Raw genomic sequence first — 20,512 nt, forward strand, 5'->3', positions numbered from 1 at the left:
GACCTCGCTCCGCTCAGCCAGGGCGCTGCCCCACGCCCTGATCACCCCCGATTTTCGAGCCAGGACTGCCGAGTTGCCGGTTCGCGTCGGGACACAGGCAGCCCGAACGGCCGACCCACGGTTCCGAACGCGGAACTCGCCGGTCCTGAACGCGGAACTCGCGGGTCCTGAACCCGGGACTCGCGGGTCCTGAACCCGGGACTCGCGGGTTCTGAACGGGGGACTCGCGGGTTTGGGTGGGGGGCTTGGGGGTGGGGGGCTTTGGGTCAGAGGCCTACTTGGCGTAGGGCCAGTGTTACGAAGCCGCGCATTGAGCGGTCCCAGCCCGGTGGGGCGGGGGGTGGTGGCTCGTCCACGAGCAGGTCCAGGGCGGGGCCTGGCAGGTCGCCTCCGAGCCGGAACGCGAGTGCGACGGCTGCCGTCATGCGCACGTCGCGTGCGGTCGACTCCAGTGCCGCGGTCAGGTGGCTGTCGATCGACGGGTAGCCGGTGACGTAGCCGAGGGTGAGGTTCGCGCTCGCCGGTGCGGCCGACGCCAGCAGCGCGTCGACCACGGTCTGCGACATCGGGAAGTACGCCAGCAGCTCCGCCGCCTGGGCGGCCAGGAGCGGGTCCGCCAGCCACGCGACGTAGGAGTCGACGTGCTTCGCGGCGGTCCGGAACGCGTCGTCCGGTTCGAAGTCGTCCGGCAGCGGCAGCGACACGTCCCCGAGCGCCACGTCGTGCAGCAGGCTGACCAGCGCCTCCCGGTCGGGGGTGGCCGGATCGTCCACGAGCGCCACGAGGAACCCGACCACGGCGGCACCCACCGTGGATCCCGGCACCCTGGAAAGCCAGGTCAGCGCCCCGGCGCGGGTGTCGAGGTGCTCGGACCGCAGCATCCGCAACCGGTCGGGCACCCCCACCGCGACGCCGTCAGCAAGGTCGAACTGCCGCCACGGCACATCGGCCAGGCCCGCGAGTGGGTCACGCACATTACCGTTCTACCGCACGGACGGCCGTTCGTCAGTGAACTGGGTCCCACCGACGGCTGAAACACGATCACGAATCGGACTTTGTGGACAGGAGCGTGCCCGGGCGGCGGTCGGCGCTCCGCTGCCCGGGCACGCGGGTACTGGCCACCTCACGAGCGGATGCCCGTCAGCGAGCGGACGGTCATCTCCTTCTGCAGGGCCAGGTCCGCCTTCTCCTTCGACAGCACCGTGCCGAGGTAGCCCGCCAGGAACGAGATCGGGATCGACACGATGCCGGGGTTCGTCAGCGGGAACAGGTGGAAGTCGACGCCTGCGAAGATCGAGGTCGGGGCGCCGGACACGACCGGGGAGAAGAACACCAGCAGCAGGCACGAGGCGAGGCCGCCGTACATGCCCCACAGCGTGCCGGTCGTGTTGAAGCGTTTCCAGAACAGCGAGTACAGCAGGGTCGACAGGTTCGCGGACGCGGCGAAGGCGAACGCGAGTGCCACCAGGAACGCGACGTTCTGACCGTTGGCCAGCACTCCGCCGATCATGGCGAGCACGCCGACGACCACGGCGGTGAGCCGGGCGACCCTGACCTCCGACCGGGGATCGGCCTTGCCGCCGCGGAAGATGTTCGCGTACACGTCGTGGGCGAAGGACGCCGACGCGGTCAGGGTGAGGCCGGCGACCACCGCGAGGATCGTCGCGAAGGCGACCGCCGCCACGATGCCGAGCAGGAGGGTGCCGCCGATCTCGAACGCCAGCAGCGGGGCCGCCGAGTTCTCCTTGCCGGTGGAGGCGAGGATGCGGTCGGAGCCCACCAGCGCGGACGCGCCGTAGCCGATCACCAGCGTCGCCAGGTAGAAAACGGCCATGCAGCCGATCGCCCACACCGCGGACCGGCGGGCCTGCGCGGCGTTGGGCACGGTGTAGAACCGCATCAGCACGTGGGGGAGCGCGGCCGCGCCGAGGATCAGCGCCAGCGACAGCGACACGAAGTCCAGCCTGCTGGTCGCCGTCGCGCCGTACTGGGCGCCCGGCTCGAGCACCCGCCGGCCGTTGGCGTTGTTCGCGGCGGCCTCGTCGAGCAGCGCGGACACGCTGAAGCCGAACTTGCCGAGCAGGAACACGGTCATCAGCACGACGCACAGCACGAGCAGCGTCGCCTTGATGATCTGCACCCACGTGGTGCCCTTCATGCCGCCGACGAGCACGTAGAAGATCATGATCAGGCCCACGACGCAGATCACCAGCGCCTGCCCGCCCTTGCCGTGCACGTCGAGCAGCAGCGCGACCAGGCCGCCCGCGCCCGCCATCTGGGCCAGCATGTAGAAGAACGAGATCACGAGCGTCGACGTCGCGGCGGCGGCGCGGACCGGGCGCTGGCGCATGCGGTACGCGAGCACGTCGCCCATGGTGAACCGGCCGGTGTTGCGGACCAGTTCGGCGACCAGCAGCAGCGCCACCAGCCACGCCACGAGGAAGCCGATCGAGTACAGGAAGCCGTCGTAGCCGTGGACGGCGATCGCGCCCGCGATGCCGAGGAACGACGCCGCGGACAGGTAGTCGCCGGTGAGCGCGATGCCGTTCTGCGAACCGGTGAACGCGCTGCCCGCCGCGTAGTAGTCGGCGGTGGAGGTGTTGCGGTTGCTCGCCCGGTACACCACGTACAGCGTGATCGCGACGAACCCGGCGAACACGGCCAGGTTCAGCAGCGGGCTGCCGACCTGGCCGGACTGTGCGGAGATCATGGTCATTTCCGGTTGACTCCCGCGTCCGCGCGGATCTCCTCGACCGCGGGGTCGAGGTTGCGCCGCGCGAAGCGCACGTAGGCGGCGGTGATGGCGATCGTCGAGACGAACTGGAGCAGGCCGAGCACGAGACCGACGGTCACCAGTCCGAACAGGCGGTGGCTCATGAAGTCGTGGGCGTAGGCGGCGAGCAGCACGTAGGTGAGGTACCAGCAGAAGAACAGCGCGGCCACGGGGAACACGAAGCGCCGGAAACGGCTGTGCAGCGCCGTGAACCGCGGGCTGTCGTGGATGGCGGCGAAGTCCACCGGGCCCTGCGCGGCCGGGGGAGCGCTGTGTTGTGTGGTGATTCCGCCGAAACCTGTCCCGCCGCTGCCGGTGTGTTCCGGAGCGCGCGCCGTTATCGGGGTGTGAACCACCTGGGTCATGTGTTCCTCCGTTGAAGCGGCCGCAGGACATTGACGCTTGCGGCCTGATTTCAATGTGGAGACGAAGCCGTCGGAGAACGGCGGGCGCCATGGTAACCACGACGCGGTCGAACTCCTAATTGCTCTCCAGCGGGGCGTTCTCGATAAACGCATCACCTCTCGCGTGACCGAAGTAGACCCTACCGATAAGTCGGTGTCCAGGGGTTCACACCTCTTGGTGAACCTGTACGTGACATTGCGTTGCGAAAGTTGCACACCGCAGGATCGATGTGACGGATCGTGATCGCGGAGCGGTGTCGCGGCGGTCGTGCGACGAGCGGAAGTGGCGTGCTCATCAGCGGATCACGCGTCCGGGTGACACCGCGGCGCAGCCTGTTTGTGCAGTTGGGAGCGTCGCTGAACGTCACGGTCCGCAGTGGACGCACCCGTGCGAGGGAGCGGTGCCGAGTGGCACGCGCACTGTCGCCAGTGGATCGCGCTGCGATGTGACCCGAACGGGCTATCAAGTCAGTCCTGTCAAGACGCACAGTAGAACCGGCATGATCAGTAAACCGCAGCGCGTGGTCATGCGACCCTTATCTGATCGCTTTCCGGCCGGTTCTCGCAGGTCACGACCAGTATTTTCGCGCACTTTCCGAACTGGGTGGCTGAGGTACGATCGATGCTCAGTTCTCGCCGCGGTGGCACCCTCCCCGACTCATGCCGCGCGGCTGCCCGACCGGAATTGTCGTCTCCTCATTCTGAAATGAGGCGCTGTCTTGAAAGCTGTGGCACAGAACGTGTCAACCGAGCCTGGGAACGAGTCGCCGCGACGCGCCGACGAGTCGGCCTCCCAGTGGTCGGCGCTGATGAGCGTGCTCGCGAACTGGCGGGACTGGAACCTCCCGGTCAAGCTCGCCGCGGTCACGCTGGTGCCGGTCGTCTTCGCGATCGTGCTCGGCACCATGCAGATCTCCGACCAGGTCGACAAGGCGAGCTCCTACCGCCGGGTGGACCGGCTGGTCGTGGTCAACGAGGAGCTGCGCGGGCTGGTCGGGGCACTGCAGGCCGAACGCGGCGCGGCAGGCGTGCTGCTCGCCGACCGCGCGGAGGACGTGCCGCGCAAGCTCGTCGACGAGCAGTTCAACACCGACAACGCACGCGCCGCGTTCCTGCGCGCCGCCGGCCGCGTCACGCTCGACCACGAGGCGGCCGCCGCCAGGTACGCCGACGCGGAGCGGTGGCTCGGCGAGCTCGGCGACATCCGCGAGCAGGTCGCGAAGCCCGGCTTCGACGCGGCCAACGCCGTCACCCGCTACTCCACGGTCATCGACGCGCTGCTGCGGTTCGACCGGACCATGGCCTCCGAGGCGATCGACCCGACACTGGCGTCGACCGCGGCCGCGCTGTACGACCTCGAGGAGATCAAGGAAGAGGTCTCCTACCAGCACGCCGTGATCGCGGTGGGCCTCGCCCGCGGCAGCCTCACCGGCCCGGAGGCCGAGGCGCTCACCGCGTCCGTCGGCAGGCAGGCCGACCGGCTGGCCGACTTCTACTCCCTCGCCGGTGAGAACCGCGCCGACCTGTACGACACCACCGTCGCGGGCACCGGCATCGCGGGCCGGAACAACATCGTCGCCGCCGTGCTCGCGAACCCGCCCGGCGTGCCGCTGCCGACCGACGCGCAGGCCTGGCAGGAGGGCTCAGAGCTGACCGCCAAGCGGATCGGCGACGTCGCGGGCGTGCTCGGCACCGACCTGCGGGACCGGTCCGCCGCGCTGCAGGACGAGGCGAGCGACGGTGCCGGGCTCGCCGCGGTCATCCTGCTCGTGGCGCTCGTGGTCGCGATCGGGGTCATGTTCGTGGTCGGCCGCCACCTGCTCAGCTCGCTCGCCGCGCTGCGGGGCGGCGCGCTCGACGTCGCGGAGCGCGCACTGCCCGACGCGGTGGCCCGCATCCGCGACCGGGGCGAGCACGCGGGTGACATCGAGCTGCCCCCGGTGCCGGTGAACTCGATGGACGAGGTCGGGCAGGTGGCCCGCGCGTTCGACGCCGTGCAGCGGCAGGCGCTGCGGCTCGCGACCGAACAGGCCGGGCTGCGCGCCACGTACTCGTCGGTGTTCGTCAACCTGTCGCGCCGCAGCCAGGGGCTCGTCCAGCGCCAGCTGCAACTGCTCGAACGGCTGGAACGCGACGAGGAGGACTCCGACCAGCTCGCCACGCTGTTCCAGCTCGACCACCTCGCGACCCGCATGCGCCGCAACAACGAGAACCTCATGGTGCTGTCGGGCAGCGAGGGCGGCAGGCGCTCGCAGCGGCCCGCGAACCTGGCCGACCTGCTGCGTGCTTCGGTGTCGGAGATCGAGCAGTACCAACGGGTCGTGCTGCTGCCGCCGCCGTCGGTGCAGGTGGTCGGGTACGCCGTCGGTGACCTGGTGCGCCTCGTGGCGGAGCTGCTCGACAACGCGACCGCGTTCTCCGCGCCGGACACGCAGGTGACGATCGCGAGCCACTCGTTCGAGGACGGCTCGGTGTGCATCGCGGTGCTCGACGAGGGCATCGGCATGAACCAGGTCGAGCTCGACGAGGCCAACGCGAAGCTCGCCGACTCCGGGCTGATCGACGTGGCGACCTCGCGGCGCATGGGCCTGTTCGTGATCGGCCGTCTCGCCGGGCGGCACGGCATCGAGGTCCGGCTGAACGGCGGCCAGGACGTCAAGGGCGTCCGGGCCACCGTCACCGTGCCGGCCGAGGTGATCGTGTCGGCCGAGGGGCCGGTCGAGCCGCAGCGGGCGAAGGCGCCGGCGAACGGCACCAGCCTGCTCGCCCCGTTCTCCCTCGCCGGTGAGCGGACCGCGGCGAACGGGACGAACGGCACCAAAAGCACGCACGTCAACGGCACCAACGGGCACGCGAACGGCCATGCGAACGGCCGCTCGAACGGGCACACCAACGGCGTGCACGGGCTCAAGCCGTCGTCGCTGCCGCGCCGTGACCAGCCCACCCCGGAGGAACTCGCACCGAAGGAGACCGCGCCAGAAGAGACCCAGCCAGAAGAGACCCAGCCAGAAGAGACCGCGCCGAAGGAGACCGAGCCGAAGGAGACAGTGCGGGACGATCAGTCCGGCGACGGCCGCCCGCCGCTGCCGCGCCGCTCGCCGGGCGGGAAGATGCCCGGCCCGCGCGGCGCGGGCACCCCGCGGGGCGACATCGCGAGCCCGCGTGGTCCGTTCGAGCCGCCTGCCCGCCAACAGTCCGGCGCCGGACTGTTCTCCGCGGCGGGCAAGGACGCGCAGGACACCAGCGGGTGGTGGACCGCGGGCACCCCGGTCGACCGGTCGCTGATCGAGGAGACCACGCCGATCTTCGACGAGATGGTGTCGGCCTGGTTCCGCGCGGTGTCCGACCCGGCAGTGGACGACGCGACCGCTGCCGCCATGATGCCCCAGCCCCCGGACAAGGACGAGCCGCGTGGCGGCGGCGACGCGTGGAACTTCGCCGCCGACTCCGGCTTCGACGCCGCCCGTGCCGCGTCGAAGACCGAGACGTCCGACTTCACCTCGGGTGGGCTGCCGCGCCGCAGTCCGAGGCAGAACCTGGTTCCCGGCAGCGCGGCTCCGCGCGCTGCCGAGGAACTGCCTCGGCACGGACGCGATGCGGAGGACGTCCGCAGCCGGTTGAGTGAATACCGGCAGGGCGTCCGCAGGGCGCGGGATCACCGGGGTGGTGTCGAACCCCCCTCCCAGCACGCCGCTCCGGTGATCCCGCCCCGTCCGTCCCCACCGGCCCGGCCCGCCGGGCCCACTCCGGACCCGGCGGCGGCCGACGCGGAGACCGCGCAGCTGGACCTGTCCGGTGCCGGCTGGCGGTTCGCCGCGGACATCGGGTGGCGGGCCGCGAACCAGGCGTCCGCCGCGACCCCGGTGGACTTCACCTCGGGTGGGCTGCCCCGGCGCAGCCCGAGGCAGAACCTCGTGCCCGGCAGTGTTTCCCACTCCGGCAGGGGCAACGGCACGGGGAACGGCGCCGGGCCGTCCAGAGCCGACCGCGCCGAGGAGATGCGCGGGCGGCTCGGCAGTTTCCAGACGGGGCTGTCCCGCGGGCGCAGGAGCCTCGCCGAACGCGGTTCCGCGAATGGTGTCGACCACAAGCAGCAACAGGAGAGTGAATGACTTCGCCGCAGGCCCAACCGAGTCAGTTCGGATGGTTGGTCAACGACTTCGCCGAGCGGGTCCCAGGGGTTGCCCACGCTGTCGTGGTGTCCGCGGACGGGCTCCTGCTCACCTCTTCGGCCCGGCTGCCCATCGACCGCGCGGACCAGCTGGCCGCCGTCGCGTCCGGCCTCGTGTCGCTGACGCAGGGCGCGGCCCGCTGCTTCGAGGCGGGCGCGGTCAAGGAGACCATCGTCGAGATGGACGGCGGGATCATGTTGCTGATGGCCATCAGCGACGGTTCCGCGCTGGCCGTGCTCGCGTCGCCGCTGTGTGACATCGGGCAGGTCGCGTACGAGATGACGCTGCTCGTCGACCGCGTCGGGATGATCCTCACGCCGGAGCTCAGGGCGCAGCTCCAGGGGGCCGGCGGGAGGATGGTTGGGCTGCCGGCGTGAGCACCGACGGCATCGACAGCGCCGACAGCATCGAGGCGGGGTTCGCCGACGTCCTCAACGGGCTGACGCTCGGCGGCGGCAGGCGCAAGCGGAAGAAGAAGTCCGAACCGGTCGAGCACGCCGCGCAGCCACCGCCCGCGGGCGAACCGTCTGGCCAGGAGATCGTCGACCGCGCGGCGTGGTCGTGGACCATCCCGTCGTCCGCGCCGGTCGTGACCCCGTCGATCTACCCGGTGACCGACGAGGACCTCGTCGTGGACGCGCAGCTGGTCCGGCCCTACGCGTGGACCAGGGGCCGCACCAAGTCCACAGTGGACCTGCGGATCGAGACCATGGTGTCCACGAGCGAGCACGGCGAGAACATCGAGGCCCTGACGCAGACCGAGCACCGCTCCATCGCGGAACTCTGTGGTGAGCCGAGGTCGGTCGCCGAGGTCGCCACCCTGTTGGCCGTGCCGCTCGGCGTGGCCAAGGTACTGCTCGGCGACATGGCCGGGCTGGGGCTGGTGATCGTGCACAAGACCGCCACCGGTGGCGCCAACAAAGCACATCTCATGTTGATGGAAAGGGTTTTGAGTGGACTCCGTCGGCTTTGACGCCCCGTCGCTCACATCGGTGAAGATCGTCGTCGGTGGCGGTTTCGGCGCGGGCAAGACCACGTTCGTCGGTTCGGTTTCGGAGATCATGCCGCTCACCACCGAGGCGGTCATGACCGAGGCCAGCGTCGGCATCGACAACCTGGACGCGACGCCCCGGAAACAGACCACCACGGTCGCGATGGACTTCGGCCGCGTGTCGCTGGACTCCGACCTCGTGCTGTACCTGTTCGGCACCCCCGGCCAGGAACGTTTCTGGTTCATGTGGGACGACCTGGTCCGCGGCGCGATCGGCGCGGTGGTGCTGACCGACACCAGAAGGCTCGCGGACTCGTTCTCCCCGATCGACTTCTTCGAGGACCGCGGCCTGCCCTACGTGGTGGGCCTGAACTGCTTCGAAGGCCAGCAGACCCACGGCATCGACGAGGTCCGCGACGCCCTCGCCATCGCCGAAACGGTTCCGATCGTGCGCTGCGACGCCCGCGACCGCGAGTCGGTGAAGAGCACGTTGATCACCATGGTCGAGTACTCGATGGCGCGCTGGGTGGCCATCCACGGCGCGACCGTGAGTTGAGCTGCACCGTCCGGTGCGGGCTCATGGCGGCGGCCCGCGTGGCGTGGTGCCGCGCGGGCCTGCCGGCCGGGGGTCACCAGAAGTGGGCCACGTCCACCACGATGCGGTTCGGGAGGGTGAAGACGCGGAACGGGAGGCGGGCGCGGACGCCGAGGCCGACCGTGGTCGAGCCTTCGAACGAGCCCGCGTGGGCGACCTGGCGGAACGTCCGGAACCCGGTCGCGTCGACCAGCTCCCGGCGGTTCGCGTACCGGTAGGTCCGTGTCCCGTTCTGGTCGTAGGACGGCGCCTGGACCGTGACCGAAAGCTTCGCGCCGCCGCGCAGCGGGAGCACCCTGCCCGTCGCCTGCTCGCGCACCTGGTCCACATAGGACACCCAGTACCCGTTGGCGGGGCCGTTCGCGTCGAACACCAGGCGGTCGTAGCAGTCGTGGCGGCCCGCGCGGACGTCGACCAGTTCGCCGGTCCGGGTGGGGTTCACCGACTTCGCGAACGAGCCCCACGTGATGCCGCAGTACGGTGCCGCCGACGCGGTCGTGACGGGCACCAGTGCGAACAGGATCGCCAGCAGGGAAACCAGTAGGCCGGATTTTCGTAACATTGCGGCTCCTTCCCAAGAGCTCCTTTCAGAACAAGACGTGCGGCGGCGGTCGTGGTTGGGTCCCGGCGAAAGCCGACGCCAACGACATTCCCGACCGCGCGGCGTGACCGTAGGGCGCCGCGCACAGGGTGGTTGGGCGGAACAAACGGTCTTTCCGGCCGCCGTCACCTACCCGGTCCGGATGACCGTAAGGTGCAGGTCATGGACTTGTCGCTCACCGAAGAGCAGGCCGCGCTGCGGGAGCTCGCACGTGACTTCACCGACCGCGAGGTCGTGCCCTATGCCCGTGAGTGGGACCGGGCCGAGCGGGTCGACCGGGCGATCGTCGGCAAGCTCGCCGACGTCGGGTTCCTCGGGCTGACCATCCCGGAGGAGTACAACGGCTCCGGCGGGAACCACCTGTCGTACTGCCTGATGATGGAGGAGCTCGGCCGGGGCGACTCGGCGATCCGCGGCATCCTGTCCGTCTCACTCGGACTGGTCGGCAAGACGATCAACACCTACGGCACGGAAGAGCAGAAGCAGCGCTGGCTCACCCGCCTGTGCGCGGGCACCTCGCTCGCCTGCTTCGGCCTGACCGAACCGGACACCGGATCCGACGCGGGCAACCTCGCCACCAAGGCCGTCCGCGACGGCGACGGCTGGGTCCTGTCCGGCGCGAAGATGTTCATCACCAACGGCACGTGGGCCGACCTCGCCCTCGTCTTCGCACGCACCGGTGAGCAGGGGCCGCGTGGCGTGACCGCGTTCCTCGTGCCGACGGACACCGACGGGTTCACCCACCGGGAGATCAAGGGCAAGCTCGGCCTGCGCGGCCAGTCGACGGGCGAACTGGTCCTCGACGGGGTGCGGGTCGGTGACGACGACGTGCTCGGCGAACCCGGTCAGGGCTTCAAGATCGCGATGGCCGCGCTGGACAAGGGCCGCATGTCGGTCGCGGCGGGCTGTGTCGGGCTCGCGCGGGCCGCGCTCGAGGCTTCGGTGAAGTACGCGGGGGAGCGGCACCAGTTCGGCAGGCCGATCGCGTCCTTCCAGCTGGTGCAGCAGATGCTCGCGGACATGGCCGTCGGCACCGACGCGGCCCGGCTGCTGGTCTGGCGGGTCGCCGACCTGATCGACCGGGGGCTCCCGTTCAACGCGGAGGCCTCCATGGCCAAGCTGTACGCGAGCGAGAACGCGGTGTCGGCCGCGAACCTCGCGATCCAGGTGTTCGGCGGCTACGGCTACCTCGACGAGTACCCGGTGGAGAAGATCCTCCGCGACGCCCGCGTGATGACCCTGTACGAAGGCACGAGCCAGGTGCAGAAACTGCTGATCGGCCGCAAACTGACCGGTGTCAACGCGTTCGTCTGACACCGGCCGGACACCACGCCGCCGGCGACCCCCAGTCGCCGGCGGCGTGTTTCGTTTCCCGGATGGACAACGGACCTCAGCCCAGCAGCAGGACCAGCACAAAGTGGCTCTCCACTTTCGGCCTCCTTTTCCTTCGTCAGACGTGGAGGCCGATAAAGAGACCGCACACCACCCCGGTCAAGAACAACCAGAACCCCAGTCGCATTGCCGCGGAAACCGTGCAGATGTACCTCATGGCAACCTCCCCGCCCCCAGCGAAAACCCGTTCAACCCGGGCTGGGAGAAGAATGCGCCTGCGGGGAGTAAACTTCGACGACCGATGACACTCCCGCTATATGCCGTTTGGCATGTTGTCGGAGAACGAGCGCAGCACGTCCGGTGCGGTGAGCACGAACTCGCGGCGTCCGGTGACGAGGAGCCCGCGTTCGCGGAACGCCGCGACGGCACGGGCCACGGCACGCAGTGAACCACCGACGCGGTTCGCGATGTCCTGCTGTGTCAACGGCATCCGCACCGCGACGCCGCGCGCGGTCATGGTGCCGTGCACGTCGGCGAGGTGCACCAGCAGTAGTGCGACCCGCTGCGCGACGTCCATGGTGGCGAAGTCGACCCGTGCCCCGTCGGCGTCCCGCAGCCGCACCGCCATCTGCTTGAGCAGGGCGAATCCCAGTGCGGGCCGCTCCTGCACGCACGCGAGGAACTCGTCGTGGCGGAACTGGACGAAGCCGGTGTCCTGCATGGAGTCGACGGTCGCCGTGCGCGGCCAGTCCAGCAGCGCGGCGATGTCGCCGATCACGTCGCCGGGGCCGCGCAGCGCGAGCAGGACCACCTGACCGTCCGGGGTGGTCCGGTACACCCGCACCCAGCCGGTCAGCAGCACCAGCACGTGGTTGGTCGGGTCGCCCTCGTGCATGAGCACGGTGTCGGCGGGCAGCCTGCGTGTCGCGCCTCGGGCGAGCAGGAACTCGTGGTCCTGCGGTTCGAGGTAGCTGAGGAACGTCTCGGGGACCAGCTCACCCGCCGTCACGGTGCCGCCCACCGGACGCCGTAGCTCAGCCCTTGGTGCAGGCGGGAGAACTCGAGCGCCACCTCGCCGAACCGGTCGGCGGACACCAGCGCGTCGTCGGGTGCGTAGTCGTCGATGGCGCGCGGCGGGATGGCGTCGACCCGCCAGATGTGCTTGGGCACCTCGGCGCCGAACCGCACCCGGACGCTGAACTTCGCGCACGGCTGCAGCGGGGTCAGCACGTAGAAGGGCGGTGTCACCGCCCGCGGGTGCGCCGTGAACCGCACGCCGTACTCGTGCTGCTCACCCGCCCGCAGCGGCGCGGGCAGCCGCAGCGCGAACTTGCGGTGGCTCGGCACGACCCCCTCGCTGCCGGTGATCTCCCCGCCGTACATGACGGCCGCGGTGATCGGGTTGCCGGAGCCGGTGTCGCTGCCCTTGCCGTGAGCCGAGAACCGGAGCTCGACCTCCTCCAGCCCGTCGGCGGTCGACACGATCGTGCGTTCCTCGATCAGTTGCGGCGGGTCGACGTCCATTCGGAGCAACGCGCGCAGCGAACCGATGTGCCAGCCCTGGTTGATGCGCGGGTCGTCGACGAGTTCGTCGAGCTGCTCGGCGATGATCCGGAACCCGACCTTCATCCGCCGCACAGCGGCCCTCGGGTGGTCCCGGTTGATCCGGTGCGCCGCCCACCCCATCCGGTCCTGCATGAACTGGTGGTCGGCCTCCGGGTGCAGCGCGAGCGCGGCCAGCACGGAGATCCGCAGGTCGGTGGGCAGCCTGCCACACAGCTCGGTCAGCCGCTCGCCGACCTTGCGGCGGACCAGCGCGGGGGAGTCGTCCGGGTGCACCCCGCACGCGACCCGCAGCCCCGGCCCGACCCGGTCCGCCACGTCGTTGGCCAGCATCCCGCGCCCACGCGGTATTTCCAGCAGTTCGTCGTACGTACTCGCCGCCACCTGGACATGGTTACAGGTCGGTGATTGTCAAGTCCACCGGCGAAGTGTCCACAAATTGTCTTCGGACATATCTTTGACAAATCCGGGCCGTTTCCCGGCGGCCGAATCAATGCCCGCTACGGTCGAAATCATGCCGAGGGAACCCGCTCACCCCACGGCGCCGTACCCGCCGGCGAGGGGGCGGCGGGTCCGGACCGACCGGCTCGGGTTCGTGGTGGACGTGGTCGGCTACGGCCAGCGCACCGAGCAGGCACAGCAGCGCCTCGGGGACCGCCTGCGGGCGCTGCTGCGGCAGGTCGTGACCGACCTCGGCGACGCGGTCGACGAGGTCGACCACGACAACGGCACCGGCGACGGGACCGTCGTCTGCCTGCCGTCCCACGGTGACCCCACCGGGCTCCTGCCCGCGGTGTTGTTTTCCGCGGCCACCCGGCTCGCGGCCGACAACGCCGCCAACGGGGACCGGATCCGGCTGCGGATGGCCGTCGGGTCCGGTCCGGCGGACCGCTTCACCGGCCCGCTGGTGACCAACATCAGCAGGCTGGTGGACAGCGAGCCGTTGCGCCGCGTGGCCGACACCAACCTGGACGCCGACCTGGTGGTGCTGGTGCTCGACACGGCTAAGGGCGACCTGGCACCCGGCTACCTGCCGGTGGCCGCCGACCGGGTCCAGCTGGTCGACCTCGCGATGAGGGAGTCGCCGCGGCGGGCGTGGCTGTGGGTCAGCACGCCTCAGGGCCGGTAGGTGCCGAACGACCAGAGGAACCGGCCGTAGTCCCTGGTCAGCAGGGGTCGCAGCCGGGGATCCGGCCGGGTGGTGACCGACTGCGCCGCTGGCGTGTGACGCAGCGTATCCCGGAGGGTTGTTGCAACAGCCTGGTGATTGCCCGTTGGTGGCATCTAGGCTGACTGGTGTGTCCGCAACCGTAGCCATGCACATGAGCGACGGCCTGATCAACGCTCCGACCTCGCTGATCTTCGGTGGGGTCGCGGTGGTCGGCATGGCGGTCGCCATGGTCGGCGCCCGCCGCGACCTCGACGACCGCACCGCGCCGATGGCCGGTCTCGTCGCCGCCTTCGTGTTCGCCACCCAGATGCTCAACTTCCCGATCCTGCCGGGGGTGAGCGGGCACCTGCTCGGCGGTGCGCTCGCCGCGATCCTCGCCGGGCCCTACGTCGGCGCGCTGTGCGTCGGCATCGTGCTGGTGGTGCAGGCGCTCGTGTTCGCCGACGGCGGGCTGACCGCGCTCGGCGCCAACATCACCAACATGGCGGTCATCGGCACCGCGGCCGGCTACCTGATCGCCGTCGCGCTGCGGCCGCTCGCCACGCGCGGCAGGGCGGGCCTTGGCACGGTCGCCTTCGTGGCCGCGTTCGTCAACACCGTGGTCGCGTCGCTCGGGTTCGTGCTCCAGTTCGCGATCGGCGGCGACGCGGCGTTCTCCCTGGCCGGGGTGACCGGGACGATGGTCGGGCTGCACGCGCTGATCGGCATCGGCGAGGGGATCATCACCGCGCTGACCGTCACCGCGGTCGCCGCCGCCCGGCCCGACCTCGTGCACCTGCTGCGGGGCACGGCCAGACCACTCGAGGTGCGGAGCGCGGCATGACCACCACGACCAAGAAGAGGACCTGGCTGTTCTTCGCGGGCTTCGCGCTCGTGGCGCTGGTGTTCGCCGGGGTGTTCTCCTACTTCGCCGACTCCGATCCGGACGGTCTCGACTCCGCCACGCTGAAGGGGTGCGAGGTCGTGGCGACCAGCGCGGGGGAGGAGCTGACCGGCGACTGCATCGCCAAAAACGCCAGGGACCACCACCTGGCGGACGGCCCGCTGGCCGACTACGCGGTCGGCGGCGACGACCGGTTCACCGGCGTGGCCGGGGTGCTGGGCGTGGCCGCCACGCTGGTGCTCGCGGGCGGCCTGTTCTGGGTGCTGCGCAAACGCCCGGCCCGGCGCGACGACTCCGGCGAATGAGTGCCGAGATACTGCACCACGCCGGTGACTCCCCGGTGCACCGGCTCCCGGCGCAGGTCAAGATCGTCGCCGCGCTGCTCACGGTGATCGGCGTCGTCGCGACGCCACGGGAGGAGTTCTGGGCGTTCGGGCTGTACCTCGTGCTGATCGTCACCGTGTGGCGGATCGCGCGGGTGCCGGTGGCGCACTTCGCGAAACGGGCGCTGATCGAGGTGCCGTTCGTGGCGCTCGCGCTGCTCATGCCGCTGTTCGGCGGCGCGGCCGGTGCGCTGGCCGGGTGGAACATCCTCGCCAAGGGCACGCTCGGGGTCCTCACCTCGCTGACGCTGGCCGCGACGACCACCCCGCGTGAGCTGATCGTCGGCCTGCAGCGGCTGCGCACGCCTGCCGTACTGACCACGATCGCGACGCTCATGCTGCGGTACCTGGAGGTCATCGCGGCCGAGGCGCGGCGGATGCGGCTCGCCAGGATCTCCAGGGGGCACGACCCGCGTTTCCTGTGGCAGGTCGGCGCGACCGCACGCGGCGTCGGTGCGCTGTTCATCCGCAGCTACGAGCGCGGTGAGCGGGTGCACCTGGCGATGGTGTCGCGCGGCTGGCGGGGCGCGATGCCCGACCGCGGCGTCGCCGCGTCGCCCGCGGTGTGGCTGGCCGGTCTCACCCCGGTGCTGGTCACGGCCGCCGTGCTCACCACCGCTCTGGTCGGGCATGCCTGATGAGAGCATCGCCCGCGGGTCGCGCAGCCGCACGTCGACCAACGGGACCTCAGGGGACCAGCACTTCGAACTCCGGGGAGGCGGGCTGGTGACACCCGCTTTGCTCGTCAAGGGCCTCGCCTTCGCCTACCCGGACGGGCACCAGGCGCTCTACGGCATCGACCTGCGGGTCGAGCAGGGGGAACGGGTGGCCGTCCTCGGGCCGAACGGTGCGGGCAAGACGACGCTGGTGCTGCACCTCAACGGGGTGCTGACCGCGGGTGCCGGGACCATCGAGGTCGCCGGGCTGCCGGTGGAGAAGGCGAACCTGCACGAGATCCGCCGCCGCGTCGGCATCGTGTTCCAGGACCCCGACGACCAGCTGTTCATGCAGACCGTCGGCGAGGACGTGGCGTTCGGGCCCGCCAACTTCGGGCTGAAGGGCGCGGAGCTGGACGCGCGGGTCCACCAGGCACTCGACGCGGTCGGCATGACCGAGCACATCGACCGGTCGCCACTGCACCTGTCGGGCGGGCAGCGCCGCCGGGTCGCGCTCGCCACCGTGCTGGCGTGCGACCCGGAGATCCTCGTGCTGGACGAGCCGTCGGCGAACCTGGAGCCGGTCGCGCGCCGAGAGCTGGCCGAGGTGCTCCTGGCGCTGGGCCGCACCACGCTGATGGTCACCCACGACCTGCCCTACGCGCTGCAGCTGTGCCCGCGCAGCGTGCTGGTCGACGACGGTGTCGTGGTCGCCGACGGCCCCACCCGCGACCTGCTGGCCGACACCGAGCTGCTGGCCGCGCACCGGCTGGAACTTCCTTTCGGTTTTCGGCTGGACTGAGCAACCTCGCCGCACCCTGGCCGCGTTCCTGATGTTGTAGAGGCACGACACGGGAGGTCATCGGGGTGAAACGGGTCGAGGAGAACGCGTACCGCGAGTACGTGGTGGCGCGCATGGAGACCATGCGGCGTACCGCGTACCTCCTCTGCCGGGACTGGCACACCGCGGACGATCTCGTGTCGATCACCATCGGGAAGCTGTACCGGCACTGGGCGCGCGTCGGCGGGACGCCCGGCATCGACGCCTACGTCCGCAAGGCGCTGCTGCGCACCTGGCTGGACGAGAAGCGCAGGCCGTGGCGCCGCGAACAGGCCACCGAGGAGCTGCCCGAGCTGCCGACCGCGGCGGAGTTCGCCGTCGTCAGCCGGGCCCAGCTGCTCGACCTGCTCGACGGGCTGCCGCCAAGACGCAGGGCCGCGGTGGTGCTGCGCCTCTACTGCGATCTCTCGGTGGAGGAGACCGCCGAGATCCTCGGTTGCTCGGTGGGCACCGTGAAGAGCCAGACCGCGCGGGGGCTCGACACGTTGCGCGCCAACGCAGCACAGGCCGACTAGCGAGAGGTGCGTGATGGACAAGCGAGTCTTCGACGACGCGATCGGGGAGGTGCCGCCATCCACGGTCGACGTGGAGGCGGCCATCGTCCGCGGCCGCCGCGCGGCCAGGCTTCGCCGGGTGGCGAACCCGGCGGTCGCGGCCGGGGTGGCGGTGGTGCTGCTGACCGGTGCGGTCGCGTACACGATGACGCGGAACGACGACGGGGGCCCGGCCGTCGGCACGGCGCCGCCGCCTGCGACGTCGTCGACGTCCTCGACGGCACCGCCCACGTCGACCGCGCCGCCGAGCGGACCGGACGGCCAACCGGTGGAGGTGCAGCCGACGAAGATCGACGACGGCAGGGCCGAGGTGCCGCCGCCGCAGTGCGAGGAGGACGACCTGGAGCCGGCGGCCGACGCGGCCGCACGCCTCCGTCAGGCCGCCACCGACGCCGTCCTGGGGCAGCGCCCGGACCTGCAGCTCATGCCCAACGTCGAGTACCCGAAGGGCACACCGCGTGGACCGCTCGAGTTCTACCAGATCGTCGATCCCGGCCAGGAGCTGTCGATCTGCGATCCCCGTGGCCGCTTCGAGTCCACGGCCACCACGAAGGCACCGGAGGGCGACGGCAACCTCCTCGTCCTCGTGAGCCCCGACTTCTTCCCGGACGAGCAGATGTCGTGCGAGCGGAACAGGTTCCCCGGCACGACGTTCTGCGCGGCGGAGGCCGGCCCGGACGGCGAGGAGATCGTCGAGCAGACGGTGGGCTTCGAAGGCGGCACCGTCATGCACCGGGTGGAGGTCGTCCGCGAGGACGGCACCTCACTCCTGGTCCAGGCGGAGAACGTCGGGACGTCGAGCAAGTACGGCGGTCCCGCGACGGCGACCGCGCCACCGCTCACCCTCGACCAGCTGGTCACCATCGCCGTCGACCCGGACCTGACGATCTTCAAGTAGTCACCGGGCGAGGAAGTGCCACCCGAGCCAGCCCCAGACGAGCACCGTCAGGACCCGGCCGGCCCGGGTGGCCACCAGCATGGCGAGCAACTCGGCGGCCAGCCGCGGCTTGGCCAGTTGCACAATGAGACCGGCCAGGCCGAGCAGCACGAAGCCGACACCGAAGATCATCGCCGCACCAGGAGCCAGCCGCCCCACAGCCAGAGTGCCCAGCCCGCGACCCGCAGCGGGTGGACAGCCAGGACCGGGTCCATGAGCAGGCTGATCGTCAGGTCGCCCGCGAACAGCGCGGCCAGCTCCCAGACCCCGAACGCGAGCACCCACACCAGCCAGGGCAGATGTGCGCGCCCGGGTCTCGCGCGCTCACCTCGGGGGCGGCGCAGCACCAGGACCGCGACCAGCACGGTGGTCGCCGGGACCAGCACCGCGACCAGCGCACCCGTGCTGTGGCTGGCGAACGTGGCGCCGAACGCGGCGTAGGCGAGGCCCGCGGCGAGCGGCACGGCACGCCGGATACCCCCGTTGTTCCGGGCGGGCGTCCCAGCGGGCAGGATCGGGGTCATGACCACACTGTCGCCGCTGCACGAGGTGCATTCCAAGCTCGGTGCGTCGTTCACCGACTTCGCAGGCTGGTCGATGCCGCTCCGGTACGGCAGCGAGCTGGCCGAGCACAAGGCGGTGCGGGAGGCCGCCGGGCTGTTCGACCTCTCGCACATGGGGGAGATCGAGCTGACCGGCCCGGAGGCGGCGCGGGCGCTGGACTACGCGCTGGTCGGCAAGCTGTCCGCGGTCAAGGTCGGCCGCGCGCGGTACAGCATGATCTGCGACGCCGACGGCGGCGTGCTCGACGACCTCGTCGTCTACCGCATCGGCGAGGACCACTACATGGTGGTGGCGAACGCGTCGAACGCCGCGGTCGTGTTCACCGAGCTGAAGGCACGGGCCGAGGGGTTCACGGTCGAGGTCACCGACCGGTCGACCGCCTGCGCGCTGATCGCCGTGCAGGGCCCGAACGCCGCGGACATCATCGGCGCCGTGTGCGACGCGGACCTCACCGCGTTGCCGTACTACGGCAGCACCCCGACCCGCATCGGCGGCCACGACGTGCTGCTGGCCCGCACCGGCTACACCGGCGAGGACGGTTTCGAGGTGTACGCGGAGGCGCCGCACGCCGCGGACGTGTGGGAAACGCTGTCGTCGGCAGGCGAGGGTCACGGCCTGCTGCCCTCGGGCCTCGCGTGCCGCGACACGCTGCGGCTGGAGGCGGGGATGCCGTTGTACGGCAACGAGCTGACCGCGGGCATGACCCCGTTCGACGCCGGTCTCGGCCGCGTCGTGAAGTTCGACAAGGCGGCGGACTTCGTCGGCCGCGCGGCGCTGGAACGCCGCCGCGACGCGGGCGAGCAGGTGGAGCAGGTGCTGGTCGGCCTGGTCGGCGAGGGCAGGAGGGCAGCGCGGCACGGCTACCCGGTGAAGAACGGCGACGAGCAGGTGGGCACCGTGACGAGCGGCGCCCTGTCCCCGACACTGGGCCACCCGATCGCAATGGCGTACGTGCCGCCGTCGATGACCGAGCCGGGCACCCGGCTCACGGTCGACATCCGCGGCAAGGCGATGCCGGTGTCGGTCGTGAATCTCCCGTTCTACAAGCGCGCCTGACCAGTGCCCCGAAAGGCGCTTCCAGGGCGCCGCCACCTCAGATGATTGATTCCGTGAAGATCGTGTGCAGTGGTTCTGGCATGTGGACACGTACGTCCTCGAGGGCATGACACCCACGCCCGCGCAGCGGCGCCCGGCGGGCAACACCCGACGCACACCCGCAGAGCGGGCCGGTGCTGTGAATGGCGCGTTCACGGCACAACCAGTGCCGTGAACGGGCCGTTCAGGGCGCCCAGCGCCGTGAACGCGCCTTTCAGGGCATCGGCACGCCGTCAACGCGCCTTTACGAGGCGGCCGCCGTGCTCCGCGCGTCGGCGACCGCCTTGGCCAGCTCGTCCCGGTTCATCTTGGACCGGCCCTTGATGTCCAGTTCCTTCGCGAGCTTCTCCAGGTCGGCCTTGCTCATGTCGTCGAGGTCCGATGCGGAGGCCGACGGTGCGCTCCGGCCCTTCTTGCGGCTCTCCACGCTGCGCGAGAGCGCCTCGAACAGGTCGACGACCTTCGTCGGCTCGGACGGCTCGGACTCGGCGACGATCTCCTTGCCCTCCCGCTTCGAGTCGATCAGTTTCTCGACCTGCTCGGTGTAGGTGTCGTGGTACTCCTCCGGCCGCCACTCGTCGGACATGGACTCGATCAGGCTCACCGCCATCTCGATCTCCTTGCCCCGCGCCGAGGCGATCTCCGGCAGCGACTTGAGCTCCTTCGCCGGGTCGCGGATGTCCTCGGGGAACAGCAGCGTGTTCAGCACGAGCAGCCCGTCCCCGGCACGAACCGCCGTCAGGTACTCCTTGCCGCGCATGACGAACGACGCGATCCCGGCGCGGTTGGTCTTCTCCATGGCCTGCAGCAGCAGCGAGTACGACTTCCCGTACTCCTCCTTGGACGGCGCGAGCCAGTACGTCTTCTGGAAGTGGATCGGGTCGATCTCCTCCAGGTCGACGAACGAGTTGATGTCGATCGTGCGGGAGCGGCCGGGGGCGATCTGGTCCAGCTCCTCCGGCTCGATGATCACGTACTCGCCGCCGCCGACGTCCGC

22 protein-coding genes are annotated in these 20,512 nt (G+C 70.5%); 13 read left to right on the top strand and 9 right to left on the bottom strand.

The genetic code is table 11. From position 1 onward, the window contains the following. Positions 1 to 266 precede the first annotated feature (266 nt). The 3 genes from ACFPCV_RS38480 to ACFPCV_RS38490 form a co-directional block, all read right to left on the bottom strand. The gene (locus ACFPCV_RS38480; RefSeq protein ID WP_378062474.1) at positions 267 to 974 is read right to left on the bottom strand and encodes a hypothetical protein; all 708 of its coding nucleotides are present in this window, start codon (positions 972 to 974) and stop codon (positions 267 to 269) included. A 149-nt stretch (positions 975 to 1,123) separates the two neighbouring features. Further along, a complete protein-coding gene (locus ACFPCV_RS38485) occupies positions 1,124 to 2,716 on the bottom strand; it encodes a solute symporter family protein (RefSeq protein ID WP_378062475.1) in 1,593 nt (530 codons plus the stop codon). Continuing rightward, positions 2,713 to 3,138: a DUF485 domain-containing protein gene (locus ACFPCV_RS38490; RefSeq protein WP_378062476.1), complete on the bottom strand. Its 426-nt coding sequence runs from the start codon at positions 3,136 to 3,138 to the stop codon at positions 2,713 to 2,715. The genes ACFPCV_RS38485 and ACFPCV_RS38490 overlap by 4 nt, the downstream gene beginning before the upstream one ends. 779 nt (positions 3,139 to 3,917) lie before the next feature. Between ACFPCV_RS38490 and ACFPCV_RS38495 the strand changes: the two genes are divergently transcribed. From ACFPCV_RS38495 to ACFPCV_RS38510, 4 genes are read left to right on the top strand one after another with little or no spacing between them, the layout of a single operon-like run. Further along, positions 3,918 to 7,289 carry a sensor histidine kinase gene (locus ACFPCV_RS38495; protein WP_378062479.1) on the top strand — a complete coding sequence of 1,124 codons (3,372 nt, stop codon included), beginning with the start codon at positions 3,918 to 3,920 and terminating at the stop codon, positions 7,287 to 7,289. Further along, the gene (locus tag ACFPCV_RS38500) at positions 7,286 to 7,726 is read left to right on the top strand and encodes a roadblock/LC7 domain-containing protein (RefSeq protein WP_378062481.1); all 441 of its coding nucleotides are present in this window, start codon (positions 7,286 to 7,288) and stop codon (positions 7,724 to 7,726) included. Before ACFPCV_RS38495 ends, ACFPCV_RS38500 begins: the two co-directional genes overlap by 4 nt. After that, positions 7,723 to 8,322, top strand: a complete 600-nt coding sequence (locus ACFPCV_RS38505) for a DUF742 domain-containing protein (protein WP_378062483.1) — start codon at positions 7,723 to 7,725, stop codon at positions 8,320 to 8,322. The genes ACFPCV_RS38500 and ACFPCV_RS38505 overlap by 4 nt, the downstream gene beginning before the upstream one ends. Beyond that, positions 8,303 to 8,896, top strand: coding sequence for a GTP-binding protein (locus ACFPCV_RS38510; protein ID WP_378062485.1), 594 nt, complete (start codon positions 8,303 to 8,305; stop codon positions 8,894 to 8,896). Before ACFPCV_RS38505 ends, ACFPCV_RS38510 begins: the two co-directional genes overlap by 20 nt. Before the next feature lie 73 nt (positions 8,897 to 8,969). Here the strand turns inward: ACFPCV_RS38510 and ACFPCV_RS38515 are convergent, their stop codons facing one another. Next, positions 8,970 to 9,497, bottom strand: coding sequence for an AMIN-like domain-containing (lipo)protein (locus tag ACFPCV_RS38515; RefSeq protein WP_378062487.1), 528 nt, complete (start codon positions 9,495 to 9,497; stop codon positions 8,970 to 8,972). A gap of 201 nt (positions 9,498 to 9,698) precedes the next feature. Between ACFPCV_RS38515 and ACFPCV_RS38520 the strand changes: the two genes are divergently transcribed. Then, complete coding sequence (locus tag ACFPCV_RS38520; RefSeq protein WP_378062489.1) at positions 9,699 to 10,850, top strand: acyl-CoA dehydrogenase family protein; 1,152 nt, start codon at positions 9,699 to 9,701, stop codon at positions 10,848 to 10,850. A gap of 331 nt (positions 10,851 to 11,181) precedes the next feature. On the opposite strand, the gene ACFPCV_RS38525 is transcribed toward ACFPCV_RS38520, so the two are convergent. Further along, a complete protein-coding gene (locus tag ACFPCV_RS38525) occupies positions 11,182 to 11,889 on the bottom strand; it encodes a Crp/Fnr family transcriptional regulator (protein ID WP_378062491.1) in 708 nt (235 codons plus the stop codon). Beyond that, positions 11,874 to 12,815 (bottom strand): hypothetical protein, encoded by a 942-nt coding sequence (locus tag ACFPCV_RS38530; protein ID WP_378062493.1) that lies wholly within the window; start codon positions 12,813 to 12,815, stop codon positions 11,874 to 11,876. Before ACFPCV_RS38530 ends, ACFPCV_RS38525 begins: the two co-directional genes overlap by 16 nt. A 130-nt stretch (positions 12,816 to 12,945) precedes the next feature. Between ACFPCV_RS38530 and ACFPCV_RS38535 the strand changes: the two genes are divergently transcribed. From ACFPCV_RS38535 to ACFPCV_RS38565, 7 genes are all read left to right on the top strand, one after another. Then, positions 12,946 to 13,560: a hypothetical protein gene (locus ACFPCV_RS38535; protein ID WP_378062495.1), complete on the top strand. Its 615-nt coding sequence runs from the start codon at positions 12,946 to 12,948 to the stop codon at positions 13,558 to 13,560. 169 nt (positions 13,561 to 13,729) lie between these two features. Continuing rightward, entirely contained in the window at positions 13,730 to 14,425 is a 696-nt protein-coding gene (locus tag ACFPCV_RS38540) for an energy-coupling factor ABC transporter permease (protein ID WP_378062496.1), read from the top strand. After that, positions 14,422 to 14,790, top strand: coding sequence for a PDGLE domain-containing protein (locus ACFPCV_RS38545; RefSeq protein WP_378062498.1), 369 nt, complete (start codon positions 14,422 to 14,424; stop codon positions 14,788 to 14,790). The genes ACFPCV_RS38540 and ACFPCV_RS38545 overlap by 4 nt, the downstream gene beginning before the upstream one ends. After that, positions 14,787 to 15,506: a cobalt ECF transporter T component CbiQ gene (gene cbiQ, locus ACFPCV_RS38550; RefSeq protein WP_378062501.1), complete on the top strand. Its 720-nt coding sequence runs from the start codon at positions 14,787 to 14,789 to the stop codon at positions 15,504 to 15,506. The genes ACFPCV_RS38545 and cbiQ overlap by 4 nt, the downstream gene beginning before the upstream one ends. A gap of 88 nt (positions 15,507 to 15,594) precedes the next feature. Next, positions 15,595 to 16,326: an energy-coupling factor ABC transporter ATP-binding protein gene (locus ACFPCV_RS38555; protein ID WP_378062503.1), complete on the top strand. Its 732-nt coding sequence runs from the start codon at positions 15,595 to 15,597 to the stop codon at positions 16,324 to 16,326. Between the two features lie 65 nt (positions 16,327 to 16,391). Further along, a complete protein-coding gene (locus tag ACFPCV_RS38560) occupies positions 16,392 to 16,880 on the top strand; it encodes a SigE family RNA polymerase sigma factor (protein WP_378062505.1) in 489 nt (162 codons plus the stop codon). 13 nt (positions 16,881 to 16,893) lie between these two features. After that, positions 16,894 to 17,817 (top strand): hypothetical protein, encoded by a 924-nt coding sequence (locus ACFPCV_RS38565; RefSeq protein WP_378062507.1) that lies wholly within the window; start codon positions 16,894 to 16,896, stop codon positions 17,815 to 17,817. Here the strand turns inward: ACFPCV_RS38565 and ACFPCV_RS38570 are convergent, their stop codons facing one another. Together ACFPCV_RS38570 and ACFPCV_RS38575 are read right to left on the bottom strand one after the other, a co-directional pair. Continuing rightward, on the bottom strand, positions 17,818 to 17,988 hold the full coding sequence (locus tag ACFPCV_RS38570) for a DUF6186 family protein (RefSeq protein ID WP_378062509.1): 171 nt from the start codon (positions 17,986 to 17,988) through the stop codon (positions 17,818 to 17,820). After that, on the bottom strand, positions 17,985 to 18,380 hold the full coding sequence (locus tag ACFPCV_RS38575) for a hypothetical protein (protein WP_378062511.1): 396 nt from the start codon (positions 18,378 to 18,380) through the stop codon (positions 17,985 to 17,987). Before ACFPCV_RS38575 ends, ACFPCV_RS38570 begins: the two co-directional genes overlap by 4 nt. Here ACFPCV_RS38575 and gcvT point away from each other — a divergent pair. Continuing rightward, complete coding sequence (gcvT, locus tag ACFPCV_RS38580) at positions 18,379 to 19,476, top strand: glycine cleavage system aminomethyltransferase GcvT (RefSeq protein WP_378062513.1); 1,098 nt, start codon at positions 18,379 to 18,381, stop codon at positions 19,474 to 19,476. The genes ACFPCV_RS38575 and gcvT overlap by 2 nt on opposite strands. Before the next feature lie 283 nt (positions 19,477 to 19,759). Here gcvT and ku read toward each other — a convergent pair. Then, positions 19,760 to 20,512 (bottom strand): non-homologous end joining protein Ku (gene ku, locus ACFPCV_RS38585; protein ID WP_378062516.1); only part of this gene is annotated, 753 nt, incomplete at its 5' end.

The sequence above is a fragment of the Actinophytocola glycyrrhizae genome (assembly GCF_042653545.1).
GTDB lineage: Bacteria > Actinomycetota > Actinomycetes > Mycobacteriales > Pseudonocardiaceae > Actinophytocola > Actinophytocola glycyrrhizae.